The following is a 15,647-nucleotide window of genomic DNA, read 5'->3' on the forward strand; positions in this document are numbered from 1 at the left end:
AAAATAGATTTAAAATACTTGGTTTAAATGATTGAAAAGTCAGAATATTTGTGTTATATTATAAAAAAGCCAAGGAGTTGATTTCTTATGAAAAAGAATTTACTTAATTCACCGCAAAAATCCAACGGAAAGGTGCTTGATGCATTATTCGCTGAGATGATTTTAGACAAGGCGATTGCAGAATTTCGTAAAGCACAGCTAAAAGAAGAAATCGACCGCACGCTATTGATGAAAAATAAAGAAGAGTTTTTAAAACTCTCATCAGAACTTAAACAAATTTCTTAATTACTTACTATACTTCACACACCATCTATTTTAGATGGTGTGTTTTATTTTTGAGACCTACTAAAAGGGATTAATTAGTAATAATTATGGACCTCCATGTACGCTTAATGGGTTTACAGGATCTCGAAACGGGGAAACCGTTCCAGAGTTCAAATTTGATAACTATTATCCACCAGCAAACGGAGCGGAACTATATCAAGTGGTAAATGGGGAAGAAGTACTTTTAGCTACCTATGTGGCAGAAGAAAAACGATTTGTACCAGCGGTTGCTAAACCAATGTAAAGGAATGTTTTTTATGATTCGAAAAGGTTTGTATGCAGCATATAATGAACGAGACTACGAATGTTATGAAACGGAAAATGGGTGTGTAAAGCTGATTAGCTATGATAAAGGCGATGTAGCAAATGGATTCATTCCATACAATGACACGACTTTTACAAAAGAAGTTCCTCGTGATGCTGTTGAAGACGTGTTTTTTGTAGCTCCGTATGCTACTTATCAAAATGAAACGTTTGGTGTGTCAGCTGCTTCTGATGGTCAAGTGCTTTTGACCACATCTGAAAAAGAAAAAGCTGATAAATATCATTTTCAACGAACGGATAAATATCTATATGAAAAACGTGTGTTAAAGGAAGAAGTGAAGTTAACGGAGAAAAAAACTCCTTATTCATAAGACGCCAAAATAAAAAGAGGATGCACTCGCATCCTCTTTTTATTTAATCAATTTTCTTGAAGTGTTTCTGTTCGTATTATCATTTGTACGAAGGAAGGTAATGCCAAGACCGATTAATCCTCCTACAATAGCAGGAACTACCCAGCCGAGACCCACTCCATACATAGGTAGAATCGATGTAAACAGATCGTTTACTGCGGCAATTTTGAATCCAGCAGCATTTAAGCCATCAAATAAACTAACGATAAACGTGAACAGAAGGCTTACTTGGTAAACTTCAGAACGTCCTTTAAATAAAGGATGTAAGAATGTTAAAGCAATTAACACAATAGCTAACGGATAAATAGCTGTTAAGACTGGAACCGAAATAGCGATTAATTCCGTTAGGCCAAAATTTGCTACAACGGCACTGAAAGCTGATAAAATGACAGCAATCAACTTATAAGAGACCTTTGGAAACAGCTTATGGAAAAAAGATGAACAAGATGTTACAAGACCTACACTTGTTGTTAAACAAGCAACGGTAATCATCAGACCTAAAAGAATTCCTCCGTAAGAGCCAAAGTAGTAATTTGATACTTCAGCCAAAACCGTACCTCCGTTATCAAGACGTCCAAGCTCTGATACGCTTGAAGCACCCATATAGGACAATGCGCTATAAATAAGAGCTAAAATAACGGCAGCGATAGCCGTAGCTTTTGCACAAATTGTAATAATTTGTCGGTTGGTTTTTGCCCCTTTTTCTTTAATTGCATTAATAATAATAATTCCAAAAACAAATGATGCTAATGTATCCATTGTTAAGTAGCCTTCTTGGAAGCCTTTGAAAAATGAGTGTGTTGTATAAGCTTCGCTTGGTGCTTCGAACTTTCCAATTGGGTTCACAACGGCTACAACTACCAATATTCCAATAAACGTTAATTTAATAGGTGTTAAAACTTTTCCTACTAAATCGACAATTTTCGCAGGATTTAGCGAAAAAAAGCACGTAATCGTAAAGAAAATTACCGTGAAAATGATAAGGGGAAGGTGACCTGAATTTTCTGATAAAAAAGGCTTAACGCCAATTTCAAACGAAACACTTCCCGTTCTTGGCATTGCAAAAAGCGGTCCGATTGCCAAGTATAAAATCGTAGTAAAGATAATACCGAAAGCTGGGTGTACGCGACTAGCTAAAGACTGCAGATCCTCTTTTCCGGAAAAACCAAATGCGAGAACGCCTAGCAGAGGCAGACCTACACCCGTTACTAAAAATCCAGCATTTGCTGACCAAATATTGCTTCCAGCAGACTGACCTAACATCGCAGGGAAAATTAAATTACCTGCGCCGAAGAATAGGGCAAAAAGCATAAAGCCAATAACCACTATAAATGAAAAAGGAACTTTGTTTGACACATTAAAACCTCCAAAATTATAAATGCTTTTTATTATCGTGTTGAATAATTAAAATTTTCAGAATTTTATATTCGAATAATAAAAATAAACATGTATCGTATTATACTAACCTAAAATGCATATTTCAATATAAAATTTTATTTTTTTTATTTATTCGCTGAAATAGCAAAAATAGAAAAATACTTAGCAAAAAAATCTCAGTGTACAACAATTATTTGATATGATAAAACAGAACCGTAGCTTTTAAAAATTTGCATGTGCGGCCTTACATCTTTATTAGTAAAGAACTGTTTACATAAGGTGCTGTAAGGATGTATATTTATACACGGTTCGTTGAACCGCATATGCTCGATAGGTGAAAGTCAACTGTGCGAAAGGAGCAAGAAAGTGAAAAGGTTAGGTCTAGCAACTCAGATTCTAATTGGACTGATCTTAGGCGTAGCTGTAGGTGCTATCTTTTACGGAAGCGATACGGCCATTTCTATTTTACAGCCAATTGGAGACATATTTATTCATTTAATTAAGATGATTGTCGTACCGATCGTGATTTCAGCATTAATCGTAGCGGTCGCAGGAGTAGGCGATATCAAAAAATTAGGTAAGCTTGGCGGAAAAACAATTCTTTATTTTGAAATTGTTACAACCATTGCGATTGTAGTGGGGATTATTGCCGCTAACTTATTCCACCCTGGTGCAGGGGTTGATATGGGACATATTGCAAAAAGCGATATTTCTCAATATGAGGCAACGGCAAAAACGTCTGAAAGTACAGGGATTGCTCAGGAGCTTCTTCATATTGTTCCGACAAACGTCTTTCAGTCGGTAGCAGAAGGCGATCTTTTACCAATCATTTTATTTTCCGTACTGTTTGGTGTAGGCGTAGCTTCGATTGGACAGAGAGGAAAACCTGTTTTAGCCTTTTTTGAAGGCGTCTTGGATGCAATGTTTTGGGTAACTAATTTGGTGATGAAATTTGCTCCAGTAGGTGTATTTGCACTTATTGGTGTTAATATTATAAAGTTTGGTGTCGGATCACTTATTCCATTAGGGAAATTAGTGTTCGCCGTTTACTTCACCATGATTTTCTTTGTGCTTGTGGTTCTTGGAATTATTGCTAAAATGGCTGGAACAAGCATGTTTACGCTCATAAAAGTGTTAAAAGACGAGCTGCTTCTTGCTTTTACAACAGCAAGTTCAGAAGCCGTTTTACCATCTCTTATCAAAAAGATGGAAGACTTCGGCTGTTCTAAATCGGTTACATCGTTTGTTATTCCAACAGGCTACACGTTTAATTTAGATGGTTCAACCATTTATCAGGCGCTGGCATCGCTGTTTATTGCTCAAATGTACGGCATTGACCTTTCCATTATGGATCAAATTCAGCTCCTTCTTGTGCTAATGTTAACCTCAAAAGGGATGGCTGGTGTACCAGGGGCATCGTTTGTAGTTGTACTTGCTACGCTTGAATCTATGGGCTTCCCTCTTGAAGGCATGGCATTTATTGCAGGAATTGACCGCATTCTTGATATGATGCGTACCACAGTTAACGTAGTAGGAAATGCTTTAGCTGCAATTGTAATGTCCAAGTCTGAAGGCGAGTTTGATAAGCAAAAATCATTAAATTACACAAATGAATTAAAGAAATCAAACATAGCTTAAAACAAAAAAGCCGGGCAGCTGCCTGGCTTTTTTGTTTGGAGCTGCCTGTTATCTTTTTTGAAACATATGGTAAAATAAAAGAAATGAGAGACAAAGGAAGTGTCATAATGACGGAAACTGTTCAGTTAATTAAAAAGCTTGTTTCGATTCCCAGTCCTTCTGGAAATACAGAAAAGGTGATTTCATTTGTCGAAGACTATGTAAAAGAGCTAAATATTCAAACGTATCGCAATCGAAAAGGAGGCTTAGTCGCTACTATTCCCGGTAAAGATACGGATCATCACCGCATGCTGACGGCTCATGTCGATACATTAGGTGCTATGGTAAAAGAAATCAAACCGAGTGGACGTCTGAAAATCGACTTGATTGGAGGGTTCCGCTACAATTCCATTGAAGGAGAATATTGTGAAATCGAAACGTCAGCAGGAGAAGTATTTACAGGGACCATCCTTATGCATCAAACATCTGTTCATGTGTATAAAGATGCAGGTAAAGCTGAGCGAAATCAAGATAATATAGAAATTCGATTGGATGAAAAAGTACATAGCGCAGAAGATGTTCGCAGTCTTGGAATTGAAGTCGGCGACTTTGTTTCGTTTGATCCTCGTGTAGAAATAACAAAAAGCGGTTTTATTAAATCTCGTCATCTCGATGATAAAGCAAGCGTAGCTTTATTGCTTCAGCTCATGAAAACAATTCAAGAAGAGCAGATCGAACTGCCATACACTACGCACTTTCTTATTTCAAATAATGAAGAAATTGGATACGGAGGAAATTCTAATATTACGCCTCAAACGGTAGAATACTTAGCGGTTGATATGGGTGCCATGGGAGATGGACAATCTACTGATGAATACACCGTGTCTATTTGTGTAAAAGATTCAAGCGGCCCATATCATTACGGTTTGAGAAAGCATTTGGTGGAGCTAGCTAAGCAGCATGATATTCAGTACAAATTAGATATTTATCCGTTTTACGGATCAGATGCTTCTGCTGCTATTCGTGCCGGGCATGACATCGTACACGGCTTAATTGGTCCAGGAATTGATTCTTCTCATGCGTTTGAGAGAACGCATCAAGATTCATTAAACCATACGTACAAGCTTCTTTACCACTATGTGCAATCGAACATGGTTCTGCTTTAAGAAAGGAATATTTAATTAGTGTATTTTTATGCAAAACAAAGAGCAGGACGGGACTGTGATGTCTGTACTTTCCTTTCCTAAAAAAGAAGCCGGCTGTCCGGCTTCTTTTTTTAATAAATACTATATATTTTTTTACTGGTGAAGCAACAGTTGGTAAAAAAAGCACCTTTTTTAAAGAGGTATAATACGGCTTAAACCTTTTGTACATTTTGTTCATTTACAGAAGTTAAAATGTTTTTAAATTTTTAAAAGTTTCTTGTGACAAGTTTTGTAGAATGGGTTTTCAAAAGGATAGGGTTTCGTCATAATGTGGATATAGCGATCACTACAATAATCGGAGGCGAATCTTTTCATGTGGGTACTGACGGTATATGCTGGAAAAGAAATGAAAATGTTTGAATTTGAAACTGAAACGCAGGCGAGAGAAGCTTTTGCAAAAACAAATGGCTGTAAAGTTCTTTCAGAAGTCGTGTATTATAATGATCCTCATTTAACATTAGTAGCTATATAATGAAAAAACAAGAGCTGACTTTATGCTCTTGTTTTTTTATAGCTTCTTGTATCTTACGAAAAGAATAGAGTTGAAATAAAAAAAAATGTACGCTATGATATGGTAGTTACTTCTATTATTCTGATAGTTTAAAAGGTTCATATATATCAAACAGCAACAGTAAAGATGCCAAGAAGGCTTAATAGGGAAACTGGTGAAAGACCAGTACTGCCCCCGCAACTGTAAGTGTGGACGAACGAGTATAACCACTGTGGAAAAATCACGGGAAGGTTCTCAAGTAGAATGATACACAAGTCAGGAGACCTGTCTTTATTGTGAAGTTTCTATTTCTCCGGGGAGCGGGAAGGGAAACGTTGGCTTAAAGTGGCATTCGTGTACACTTTTATTCTGACGTTTTACCCGCTCGCATATTAGCGAAGCGGGTTTTTCTCGTAGCACAAAACTACATATCGTGCAAAAAAGGTGCGCAATGTTCACATTGCGTTAAATGGGAAGTCTGGTGTGAAGCCAGCGCGGTACCCGCCACTGTGAAGAGGAGCTGATTGCATATGCCACTGTATTCGGGAAGGCGCAATCAAGTGATGAATCGAAGTCAGGAAACCAGCCTTTTTCTAATGCGAAGCTTACCCTACGGGATATAGGTGGAAGTGCAAAAACTTAGTTTGAATTTTTCTGCGCCTCTATCATTGATAGAGGCGTTTTTTTAGTAAAGGAGCGAATAAGTGTGACGACGTGGAACTTAAATGGAACAAAACATCACGTATTGATTTGTAATGGAAGCAGCTGTATGAGAAAAGGTGGAGAAGAAGCCACGCAAGCTATTCGAAATAAAGTGACTGAACTGAATCTAGATGAAGCGGTTCACACAACCCGTACGCGCTGTAACGGAAGATGCAAAGATGCTCCTGTAGCTATCGTGTACCCTTCAGGAGATTGGTACAAGCAGGTCACTGAAAACGTAGCTCATCGAATTGTTGAAGAACATTTAGCAGGAGGCTGCAGTATAAAGGAATCACTTATTTATGAATATGATCAAAACGGTTTTGTTTCTCCGGAAAAGAGTGACTCCATAGAAGGAATTGACAAAGTAAAAAGTAACGCATAAAGGAGGAGCTAGCATGAAAGGTAAACTGTTAGTTATTGGATTCGGCCCAGGAAGCTTTGAACATATTACACAGCGAGCAAGAGAAGCCATTCAAGAAAGTGATATGATCATTGGTTATAAAACCTATGTGGAATTAATTCAAGGACTATTAACGAATCAGCAAATTATTAGTACAGGAATGACCGAAGAAGTAAGCCGTGCACAAGAAGCCGTAAAGCAAGCTGAAGCGGGAAAAACCGTGGCGGTCATTTCAAGCGGAGATGCAGGAGTATACGGAATGGCCGGCCTTGTGTATGAAGTGTTGATTGAAAAAGGATGGAAAAAAGAAACGGGCGTAGAGCTGGAAGTGATTCCTGGCATTTCGGCTATTAATTCATGCGCATCCCTCCTTGGGGCGCCCGTGATGCATGATGCCTGTACGATTAGTTTAAGTGACCACCTTACGCCTTGGGAGTTAATCGAAAAACGAATCGAAGCAGCTGCACAAGCAGATTTTGTAGTAGCTTTTTATAATCCGAAAAGCGGAAGACGCACAAGACAAATTGTGGAAGCGCAAAGGATTTTATTAAAATACCGTTCCCCCGATACGCCTGTTGGTCTTGTGAAAAGCGCTTATCGTGACCGTGAAGAAGTGGTAATGACCAATTTAAAAGACATGTTAAATCATGAAATAGGCATGCTGACTACCGTTGTTGTCGGAAATTCATCTACGTTCTTTTACGATGACTTAATGATTACACCGCGCGGGTATCAGCGTAAATATACCCTCAACCAAACAGAGCAGCCGCTAAGACCGCATCAGCGACTTCGAAAAGAAGCAGAACCATGGGCTCTTGATCAAGAGGAGACTGTAAAGCAAACGGCTTCAGCTATTGAAGATGTTCAGAACACAAAAGAAGAAAAAGCAGCTTCACGAGCTCTGGCAGAAGAAGCGCTTCAAGCAATTTTAGGTGAAACTACTTCACCGGTCGTACACCAGCCAATTGAGTCTATTTTTGAAGTGGCAGTTAGTCCAGGGCTTGCAAATAAGAAGTTTACGCCCGTTCAAATGACAACACTAGCAGAAGTTGTTGGTGAAAAAGGTACGATGGAGTATACGCCTGACCATCAAATCAAACTGCAAATTCCAACGGCTCAGCCAGATGTGATTATTAAAAAGCTCCAATCAGCTTCCTTTTTACTATCTCCAGTCGGAGACGTGTTTACAATTAAAGCGTGTGATTTTTGTGATGGAGAAAAAAGTGACGCCATCCCGCATACGGAACAATTACAAAAGCGTCTCGGTGGAATGGACATGCCAAAAGAGCTGAAGCTTGGTATTAATGGATGCGGTATGGCCTGTTACGGTGCTGTTCAAGAAGATATCGGCATTGTCTACAGAAAAGGTGCGTTTGACTTATTTTTAGGGGCTAAAACGGTTGGACGAAACGCCCATTCAGGTCAAATTGTGGCGGAAGGCATAGCGCCCGATGACATTGTTGAAATAGTGGAGAACATTGTCCATGAATATAAAGAAAAAGGTCATCCAAATGAGCGGTTTCATAAATTCTTTAAGCGTGTGAAGAATGTTTATGGATTCGACTATCAAGATATAACACCAAAAATAAAAGTAGAACCAGCTCCGTGTGGAGATTAAAAATGGGAGGGCATTATATGAAATCAGTTTTATTTGTCGGTCATGGAAGTAGAGATCCTGAAGGGAACGATCAAATTCGCGAGTTTATCTCGACTATGAAGCATGATTGGGACCCATCTATTTTAGTAGAAACGTGTTTTCTAGAGTTTGAACGTCCGAATGTAAGTCAAGGCATTGATACATGTGTGGCAAAAGGAGCGACAGATGTAGTTGTAGTTCCAATTATGCTCTTGCCAGCTGGCCACTCAAAAATACATATTCCGGCGGCTATAGATGAAGCTAAGGAAAAATATCTACACGTAAACTTCGTGTACGGACGTCCCATTGGCGTTCATGAAGAAGCCCTTGAAATTTTAAAAACGAGATTACAAGAATCAGGAGAAAATTTAGAAACTCCAGCTGAAGACACGGCTGTTATTGTCTTAGGGCGAGGAGGAAGCGATCCTGATGCAAACAGTGATTTATATAAAATTACGCGCCTTCTTTGGGAAAAAACAAACTACAAAATCGTCGAAACTTCTTTTATGGGCGTGACCGCTCCACTGATTGATGAAGGAGTGGAACGATGTTTAAAACTGGGCGCTAAAAAAGTGGTTATTCTCCCGTATTTCTTATTTACAGGAGTACTAATTAAGCGTTTGGAAGAAATGGTGAAGCAGTATAAAATGCAGCATGAAAACATTGAGTTTAAGCTAGCCGGCTATTTCGGTTTTCATCCAAAACTGCAGACAATTTTAAAAGAACGTGCTGAAGAAGGATTAGAAGGCGAAGTGAAAATGAACTGCGATACATGTCAATATCGCCTCGGCATTATGGAGCATATTGATCACCATCATCATCACGATCATGATCATGATCACGGGCACCATCACCACGATCACCATCATGACCATCACCACCATGAAGATAAGGTCGGCGAGTTAAAATGATTTTATTGTTAGCGGGAACTAGCGATGCACGTGCATTAGCTGTTCAAGTGAAAAAAGAAGGTTACGACGTTACGGCGACGGTTGTAACCGACAATGCAGCAATCGAATTACAGCGAGCAGAAGTGAAAGTGAAAATTGGACGTCTCACACAAGAAGATATGATGACTTTTATAAACGAACATGGTGTAAAAGCTATTGTGGATGCAAGTCACCCCTTTGCCGAAGAAGCATCTAAAAACGCCATCGGTGCGGCTGCTGAAACATCGATTCCTTACATACGCTATGAGCGGGCTTCGCAGGCTTTTACCTACGACAATATGACGATGGTTTCTACGTATGAAGAAGCAGCTGAAGTAGCAGCTGAGAAAAAAGGAGTTATTATGCTGACAACAGGCAGCAAGACGCTGCAGGTTTTTACAGAAAAGCTCCTTCCTCTTTCAGATGTACGGCTTGTTGCTCGTATGCTTCCAAGGCTGGATAATATGGAAAAGTGTCAGCAGTTAGGATTGCCGCAAAAAAATATTATTGCTATTCAAGGTCCGTTTACAAAAGAGTTTGATCAAGCACTTTATAAGCAATACGGAGTGACGGTCATGGTCACAAAAGAAAGCGGAAAAGTTGGATCTGTGGATGAAAAAGTGGAAGCAGCTAAAGAGTTAGGCTTAGATATCATTATGATTGGGCGACCGAAAATTGAGTATGGGACCGTGTATTCCACGTTTGAAGAAGTGGTTCATGCTTTAGTAAACCAAACTAGGAGTTGATTGAGATGGATTTTCGTACAGAATTTAAACCGTTAACTGTTCAGCCTCAGCAAATTGAAGGAAAAAGTTTTGAAATGATTACAGAAGAGCTTGGACCTCATCCGTTTACAGATGAACAGTACCCAATTGTTCAGCGAGTAATTCACGCGTCTGCAGACTTTGAGCTTGGACGCAGTATGCTGTTTCATCCAGATGCGATTCAAGCAGGAATTAAAGCCATTCGCAGCGGCAAGCAAGTGGTTGCAGATGTACAAATGGTGCAAGTAGGAACAAACAAGCAGCGAATTGAAAAACACGGCGGTGAAATCAAAGTTTATATTTCAGATCCGGACGTAATGGAAGAAGCAAAGCGCTTAAATACAACGCGTGCAATTATTTCTATGCGAAAAGCAATTAAAGAAGCAGACGGCGGGATTTTTGCAATTGGGAACGCACCGACAGCGTTACTTGAGTTAATTCGTTTGATTAAAGAAGGAGAAGCGAAGCCTGGACTTGTTATTGGTCTGCCGGTAGGGTTTGTTTCAGCGGCTGAATCGAAAGAAGAACTTGCCAAACTTGACGTGCCGTTTATTACAAACATCGGGCGAAAAGGCGGCAGTACGGTAACGGTTGCTGCATTAAATGCAATTTCAATTCTTGCAGATCAGGTGTAACGCATGAAGGAAGTACCAAAAGAACCTAAGAAACTCAGAGAAGGCTATACGACGGGCGCTTGTGCAACGGCAGCTACGAGAGCAGCTCTGCTTACGCTAATTTCAGGAGAAGTGCAAGAGGAGTCAACGATTTACTTACCTGTTGGTCGCTTTGCTACGTTTCATCTTGAAGAATGCGAGTATCGCACAAGCAGCGCTGTAGCCAGCATCATTAAAGATGCTGGAGATGATCCCGATGCCACGCACGGAGCGCTGATTATTTCTGAAGTTTCGTGGTGTAATGGTGCAGACATTATCATTGATGGAGGAGTGGGAGTAGGGCGTGTGACAAAGCCCGGTCTCCCAGTTCCTGTCGGTGAAGCAGCCATTAACCCTGTGCCAAGAAAGATGCTGAAAGAAACGGCTGAACAGCTTCTAGCCCAATACAACATACAAAAAGGCGTTAAGATTGTCATCTCGGTTCCTGAAGGAGAAGAAATGGCGAAAAAGACATTAAATGCGCGTCTAGGTATTTTAGGAGGCATTTCGATACTGGGGACGCGGGGAATTGTTGTTCCGTTCTCAACAGCTGCTTATAAAGCAAGTATCGTGCAGGCCATTAGCGTTGCTAAAGCGAGTAATTGTGAGCACGTTGTCATTACGACAGGGGGACGAAGCGAAAAATATGGAATGAAACAGTTCCCAGAACTTCCGGAAGAAGCATTTATCGAAATGGGAGATTTTGTTGGATTTACGTTAAAACAATGTAAAAAGCAAGGAATGAAAAAAGTGTCGCTCGTAGGCATGATGGGAAAGTTTTCAAAAGTCGCGCAAGGCGTTATGATGGTTCATTCAAAAAGTGCACCTATTGATTTTAATTTTTTAGCAAAAGCAGCTTCTGAGTCAGGCGCTTCTGCTGAACTGGTAGAGGAAATAAAAGGCGCAAACACAGCTTCTCAAGTGGGAGATTTAATGACGCAAAGCGGTCATCATCAGTTTTTCGAAAAACTGTGCGAGTACTGCTGTTTATCAGCATTAAAGGAAGTGGGGGACGGAATCGATGTCGATACGTCTCTTTACACATTAAAAGGAGATTTTTTAGGACAGGCGGTGCAACATGGCAATTAAAATTATTGGAATAGGTGACGACGGAAAATTAAGTTTGCTTCCTATGTATGAACAGTGGATTTATGAAAGCAATGTGCTAATTGGAGGAAAGCGTCATCTTGACTTTTTTCAAGATTTTGAAGGAGAAAAAGTAGCCATTGAAGGAGGTCTTTCTTCTCTTGTTGAACGTTTAAAAAACGAAGAAGGAAATGCGGTTGTGTTAGCCTCAGGCGATCCGTTATTTTACGGAATAGGAAGCTATCTTTCTACGAGGCTAGACGTTGAAATATATCCTTATTTAAGTTCTATTCAACTTGCATTCTCACGTCTAAAAGAGCGATGGCAAGACGCTTATTTTACAAGCGTACACGGCAGAAGTATAAAAGGGCTGGCTCAGCGCATTGATGGCTATAAAACAGTGGCGATTTTAACCGATGAGCAAAATTCTCCTAGTGCTCTGGCAAACTACTTATTATCATTCGGCATGACAGAGTACAAGATGTTTGTGGCAGAGAATCTAGGTGGAGAGGCGGAGCTCTGTCAGCTGCTTTCGCTAGAAGAGGCGGCGAATCAACTCTTTTCTCCGCTTAATGTCGTGATATTAAAGCAGGTAGAAAAAAGCCCAGTTTGGCCTCTTGGAATAGAGGACGATGAATTTATTCAACGCAAGCCGGACAAGGGACTTATTACTAAAAAAGAAGTTCGTACACTTAGTATTAGCGCCCTGCAGCTAAAGAGAGACAGCGTGGTGTGGGATATCGGAACATGTACGGGTTCAGTCGCGATTGAAGCAGCTAAAATTGCGCGTGAAGGACAAATTTTTGCTGTGGAAAAAAATGAAGCAGACTTGGAAAACTGCAGGGAAAATCTAGCGAAATTTCGAGTAGATGCCCATACTGTGCACGGAAAAGCACCGGAAGGGTTAGGTGAGTTTGCTGATCCTGATGCGGTGTTTATTGGAGGGACAGCAGGAGGCATGGAAACCATTTTAGACGTGTGCTGCAGCCGATTAAATTCAGGAGGGCGCATCGTATTAAATGCCGTAACGATTGAAAATTTAGCAGAAGCGATGAAAGCTTTTAAAGAGCGAGGATTTGAGACTGCTGTTACCCTTGCACAAATTTCAAGAAGCAAGCCAATTTTACACTTAACACGATTTGACGCTTTAAACCCCATTTATATTATTACAGCCAAAAGAGGAGAATGAACATGATTGGAACATTGTACGGACTTGGAGTTGGACCAGGAGATCCAGAGCTGATTACAGTAAAAGCATTTCGTAAATTAAAAGAATCACCCGTTATTGCGTACCCGAAAAAACAAAAAGGAAGCAAAAGCTACGCCCAAAAAATTATTGATGTCTATTTCAGTGCGAATGAAAAAGACATGCTAGGCCTTGTGTTTCCAATGACAAAAGATCCTGCTATTTTGGAAAGAAAATGGACCGAAACGGTAGAGCGAGTATGGGAAAAGCTCAAGGAAGGAAAAGATGTAGCGTTTGTCACAGAGGGAGATCCTATGCTTTATAGTACGTTTATTCACATGATGCGCCTGATGCAGGAACGTCACCCTGAAGCTCCGATTCAAGTCATTCCTGGTATTTCATCCATTAATGGAGCTGCATCTCGTTTAGGTATTCCGTTAGCAGACGGTGATGAACACGTGGCCATTGTTCCTGCTCGTGAAGATTATGAAACAATGAAAAAAGTATTAATGGAAAACGACTGCGTTATTTTTATTAAAGTAGCTAAAGTCATCGATTTTATGGTCGGTCTTTTAAAAGAGCTTGATCTGCTTGAAAAAGCATCGGTGGTAACAAAAGTAACGTCAGATGAAGAAATTATTTGGAAAGCTTCAGAACTAGAAGGAGCCGATTTACAATACTTAACACTAATGGTGGTGCGAAAATGAAGTTATACATAATCGGAGCTGGACCCGGAGATCCAGATTTAATTACCGTAAAAGGCTTAAAATTACTTCAGCAAGCAGATGTTGTTTTATACGCTGACTCACTAGTAAGTCAAGAGCTAGTTGCTAAGTCTAAACCAGGAGCTGAAGTGTTAAAAACAGCTGGTATGCATTTAGAAGAAATGGTCAGTACGATGCTTGATCGCATGCGTGAAGGAAAAATGGTTGTAAGAGTTCATACCGGAGATCCGGCTATGTACGGAGCCATTATGGAACAAATGGTGCTTTTAAAAAGAGAAGGCGTTGATATTGAAATTGTTCCGGGAGTCAGCTCCGTATTTGCTGCAGCAGCAGCGGCTGAAGCAGAATTAACCATTCCAGATTTGACTCAAACGGTTATTTTAACTCGTGCTGAAGGAAGAACGCCTGTACCTGAGTTTGAAAAATTAACTGATTTAGCAAAACATAAATGTACCATTGCTTTATTTTTAAGTGCGACGCTCACAAAAAAAGTAATAAAAGAATTTATAAGCGCCGGTTGGAGTGAGGACACGCCGGTTGTAGTAGTCTATAAAGCAACGTGGCCAGATGAAAAAATTGTTCGCACGACGGTAAAAGACCTGGATGATGCTATGCGAACAAACGGCATTCGTAAGCAGGCGATGATTTTGGCAGGCTGGGCCCTTGACCCCCACATTCATGACAAAGATTATCGATCAAAACTTTATGATAAAACATTTACCCATGGCTTTCGAAGAGGAGTGAAGTCGGAATGATTCAACTCCAAGAAGGAAAAAAAGCTCTCATTACACAGCGCGGGGATTATGCTGTCGTGGCCATCACGAAGCATGGCGTAGAAATTGCAAGAAATCTAGGCAGCACTTTTCAGCAGTCCGATGTGTATTACATGAGCAAGTTTGAAAAAGGAGACGAAAGAGAACAGAACATTCAGCTGTTTTCAGGAAGCGTGCGGATGCTCTTGCCTTCTCTTTTTGAATCGTATAAAGGACTTATTATTATTATTTCACTGGGAGCAGTTGTACGTATGATTGCCCCTATTTTAAAAGATAAGAAAACGGACCCTGCGGTTGTTGTCATTGATGATAAAGGCGAAAATGTCATCAGCGTGCTTTCAGGTCATATCGGAGGAGCAAATGAGCTAACGCGTGAAGTTGCGGCAGCACTTGAAGCTCATCCTGTTATTACAACAGCATCCGATGTTCAAAAAACGATTCCCGTTGATTTATTTGGTAAGCGCTTTGGATGGGTGTGGGAATCAGCAGAAAAGCTAACCCCTGTCAGCGCTTCTGTAGTAAACGAAGAAGCAATAGCGGTGGTTCAAGAATCAGGTGAAAAGGGCTGGTGGCACTATGAGCACCCTGTTCCAGCTAACATTAAAACGTACTCATCGATTCAGACAGCTCTCGAAGCATCGCCACATGCAGCCTTGGTCGTAACGCATCGCAATTTAAAAAAAGAAGAAGAAGCGATCTTAGAAAACGGTGTTCTTTACCGTCCAAAAGTACTGGCGATTGGGATGGGGTGCAACAGAGGAACAAGCGCAGCGGAAATTGAAACCGTTATTGAAAAAACGCTTGCTGAACTTCAGTTTTCAATGAAAAGTGTAAAAGCATTATGTACAATAGAGTTAAAGAAAGATGAAGAAGGGCTGCTAGAAGTGGCGTCTAAGTACGGCTGGGAGTTTGTCTATTATTCGCCCCAAGAGCTAAACAGCATAAGTATCCAACAGCCTTCAGATACTGTCTTTAAATATACAGGTGCATATGGCGTTAGTGAACCTGCTGCTATGTTATACAGCGGTGCTGATACGCTTGAACTTGTGAAGAAAAAGTCAGGGAATGTCACCATTTCAGTGGCGCTTATTCCATATGACTAA

General features: G+C 40.3%; 16 protein-coding genes and 2 riboswitches. Of the genes, 15 read left to right on the top strand and 1 reads right to left on the bottom strand.

Translation table 11 applies throughout. From position 1 onward, the window contains the following. The first annotated feature begins 87 nt into the window (after nt 1–87). Complete coding sequence (locus ACRPLQ_RS09625) at nt 88–285, top strand: IDEAL domain-containing protein (protein ID WP_013057324.1); 198 nt, start codon at nt 88–90, stop codon at nt 283–285. Nucleotides 286–581: 296 nt separating this feature from the next. Next, on the top strand, nt 582–959 hold the full coding sequence (locus tag ACRPLQ_RS09630; protein ID WP_154972994.1) for a hypothetical protein: 378 nt from the start codon (nt 582–584) through the stop codon (nt 957–959). Nucleotides 960–998: 39 nt separating this feature from the next. On the opposite strand, the gene brnQ is transcribed toward ACRPLQ_RS09630, so the two are convergent. Beyond that, the gene (gene brnQ / locus ACRPLQ_RS09635) at nt 999–2,354 is read right to left on the bottom strand and encodes a branched-chain amino acid transport system II carrier protein (protein WP_049164898.1); all 1,356 of its coding nucleotides are present in this window, start codon (nt 2,352–2,354) and stop codon (nt 999–1,001) included. Between the two features lie 387 nt (nt 2,355–2,741). Here brnQ and ACRPLQ_RS09640 point away from each other — a divergent pair, with 387 nt between their 5' ends. From ACRPLQ_RS09640 to ACRPLQ_RS09700, 13 genes are all read left to right on the top strand, one after another. After that, entirely contained in the window at nt 2,742–4,013 is a 1,272-nt protein-coding gene (locus ACRPLQ_RS09640) for a cation:dicarboxylate symporter family transporter (protein WP_048019195.1), read from the top strand. A 107-nt stretch (nt 4,014–4,120) separates the two neighbouring features. Beyond that, nucleotides 4,121–5,158: a M42 family metallopeptidase gene (locus ACRPLQ_RS09645; RefSeq protein WP_047750842.1), complete on the top strand. Its 1,038-nt coding sequence runs from the start codon at nt 4,121–4,123 to the stop codon at nt 5,156–5,158. Between the two features lie 352 nt (nt 5,159–5,510). Next, nucleotides 5,511–5,669, top strand: a complete 159-nt coding sequence (locus ACRPLQ_RS09650) for a hypothetical protein (protein WP_014459832.1) — start codon at nt 5,511–5,513, stop codon at nt 5,667–5,669. A gap of 146 nt (nt 5,670–5,815) precedes the next feature. After that, nucleotides 5,816–5,994: riboswitch (cobalamin riboswitch) on the top strand. 118 nt (nt 5,995–6,112) lie between these two features. Further along, nucleotides 6,113–6,292: riboswitch (cobalamin riboswitch) on the top strand. A 101-nt stretch (nt 6,293–6,393) separates the two neighbouring features. Next, a complete protein-coding gene (locus ACRPLQ_RS09655) occupies nt 6,394–6,774 on the top strand; it encodes a (2Fe-2S) ferredoxin domain-containing protein (RefSeq protein ID WP_033579174.1) in 381 nt (126 codons plus the stop codon). A 13-nt stretch (nt 6,775–6,787) separates the two neighbouring features. Then, on the top strand, nt 6,788–8,410 hold the full coding sequence (gene cobJ, locus ACRPLQ_RS09660; protein ID WP_034269175.1) for a precorrin-3B C(17)-methyltransferase: 1,623 nt from the start codon (nt 6,788–6,790) through the stop codon (nt 8,408–8,410). Between the two features lie 17 nt (nt 8,411–8,427). Then, entirely contained in the window at nt 8,428–9,339 is a 912-nt protein-coding gene (locus tag ACRPLQ_RS09665; RefSeq protein ID WP_432235936.1) for a sirohydrochlorin chelatase, read from the top strand. Next, entirely contained in the window at nt 9,336–10,103 is a 768-nt protein-coding gene (cobK, locus tag ACRPLQ_RS09670) for a precorrin-6A reductase (protein WP_033579172.1), read from the top strand. The genes ACRPLQ_RS09665 and cobK overlap by 4 nt, the downstream gene beginning before the upstream one ends. Nucleotides 10,104–10,108: 5 nt before the next feature. Beyond that, complete coding sequence (locus ACRPLQ_RS09675) at nt 10,109–10,756, top strand: precorrin-8X methylmutase (protein WP_013083415.1); 648 nt, start codon at nt 10,109–10,111, stop codon at nt 10,754–10,756. Nucleotides 10,757–10,759: 3 nt separating this feature from the next. Next, nucleotides 10,760–11,863 (top strand): cobalt-precorrin-5B (C(1))-methyltransferase, encoded by a 1,104-nt coding sequence (locus tag ACRPLQ_RS09680; RefSeq protein WP_033579170.1) that lies wholly within the window; start codon nt 10,760–10,762, stop codon nt 11,861–11,863. Further along, nucleotides 11,853–13,049 (top strand): bifunctional cobalt-precorrin-7 (C(5))-methyltransferase/cobalt-precorrin-6B (C(15))-methyltransferase, encoded by a 1,197-nt coding sequence (locus ACRPLQ_RS09685; protein WP_028413120.1) that lies wholly within the window; start codon nt 11,853–11,855, stop codon nt 13,047–13,049. The genes ACRPLQ_RS09680 and ACRPLQ_RS09685 overlap by 11 nt, the downstream gene beginning before the upstream one ends. 2 nt (nt 13,050–13,051) lie before the next feature. Then, a complete protein-coding gene (cobI, locus tag ACRPLQ_RS09690; RefSeq protein WP_028413121.1) occupies nt 13,052–13,753 on the top strand; it encodes a precorrin-2 C(20)-methyltransferase in 702 nt (233 codons plus the stop codon). Further along, nucleotides 13,750–14,526, top strand: a complete 777-nt coding sequence (gene cobM, locus ACRPLQ_RS09695) for a precorrin-4 C(11)-methyltransferase (protein WP_432235937.1) — start codon at nt 13,750–13,752, stop codon at nt 14,524–14,526. Before cobI ends, cobM begins: the two co-directional genes overlap by 4 nt. Then, nucleotides 14,523–15,647 carry a cobalt-precorrin 5A hydrolase gene (locus ACRPLQ_RS09700; protein ID WP_432235938.1) on the top strand — a complete coding sequence of 375 codons (1,125 nt, stop codon included), beginning with the start codon at nt 14,523–14,525 and terminating at the stop codon, nt 15,645–15,647. The genes cobM and ACRPLQ_RS09700 overlap by 4 nt, the downstream gene beginning before the upstream one ends.

Source organism: Priestia sp. TRN 1309 (genome assembly GCF_050846875.1).
Taxonomy (GTDB): domain Bacteria; phylum Bacillota; class Bacilli; order Bacillales; family Bacillaceae_H; genus Priestia; species Priestia zanthoxyli.

What these genes read in the sequence shown, in the direction of transcription:
- cobM (WP_432235937.1), top strand. Translation starts at nt 13,750, where the DNA reads ATGAAGTTATACATAATCGGAGCTGGACCCGGAGATCCAGATTTAATT.
- cobI (WP_028413121.1), top strand. Translation starts at nt 13,052, where the DNA reads ATGATTGGAACATTGTACGGACTTGGAGTTGGACCAGGAGATCCAGAG.
- cobJ (WP_034269175.1), top strand. Translation starts at nt 6,788, where the DNA reads ATGAAAGGTAAACTGTTAGTTATTGGATTCGGCCCAGGAAGCTTTGAA.
- ACRPLQ_RS09665 (WP_432235936.1), top strand. Translation starts at nt 8,428, where the DNA reads ATGAAATCAGTTTTATTTGTCGGTCATGGAAGTAGAGATCCTGAAGGG.
- ACRPLQ_RS09625 (WP_013057324.1), top strand. Translation starts at nt 88, where the DNA reads ATGAAAAAGAATTTACTTAATTCACCGCAAAAATCCAACGGAAAGGTG.
- ACRPLQ_RS09675 (WP_013083415.1), top strand. Translation starts at nt 10,109, where the DNA reads ATGGATTTTCGTACAGAATTTAAACCGTTAACTGTTCAGCCTCAGCAA.
- ACRPLQ_RS09630 (WP_154972994.1), top strand. Translation starts at nt 582, where the DNA reads ATGATTCGAAAAGGTTTGTATGCAGCATATAATGAACGAGACTACGAA.
- ACRPLQ_RS09680 (WP_033579170.1), top strand. Translation starts at nt 10,760, where the DNA reads ATGAAGGAAGTACCAAAAGAACCTAAGAAACTCAGAGAAGGCTATACG.
- ACRPLQ_RS09700 (WP_432235938.1), top strand. Translation starts at nt 14,523, where the DNA reads ATGATTCAACTCCAAGAAGGAAAAAAAGCTCTCATTACACAGCGCGGG.
- ACRPLQ_RS09645 (WP_047750842.1), top strand. Translation starts at nt 4,121, where the DNA reads ATGACGGAAACTGTTCAGTTAATTAAAAAGCTTGTTTCGATTCCCAGT.
- ACRPLQ_RS09650 (WP_014459832.1), top strand. Translation starts at nt 5,511, where the DNA reads ATGTGGGTACTGACGGTATATGCTGGAAAAGAAATGAAAATGTTTGAA.
- cobK (WP_033579172.1), top strand. Translation starts at nt 9,336, where the DNA reads ATGATTTTATTGTTAGCGGGAACTAGCGATGCACGTGCATTAGCTGTT.
- ACRPLQ_RS09685 (WP_028413120.1), top strand. Translation starts at nt 11,853, where the DNA reads ATGGCAATTAAAATTATTGGAATAGGTGACGACGGAAAATTAAGTTTG.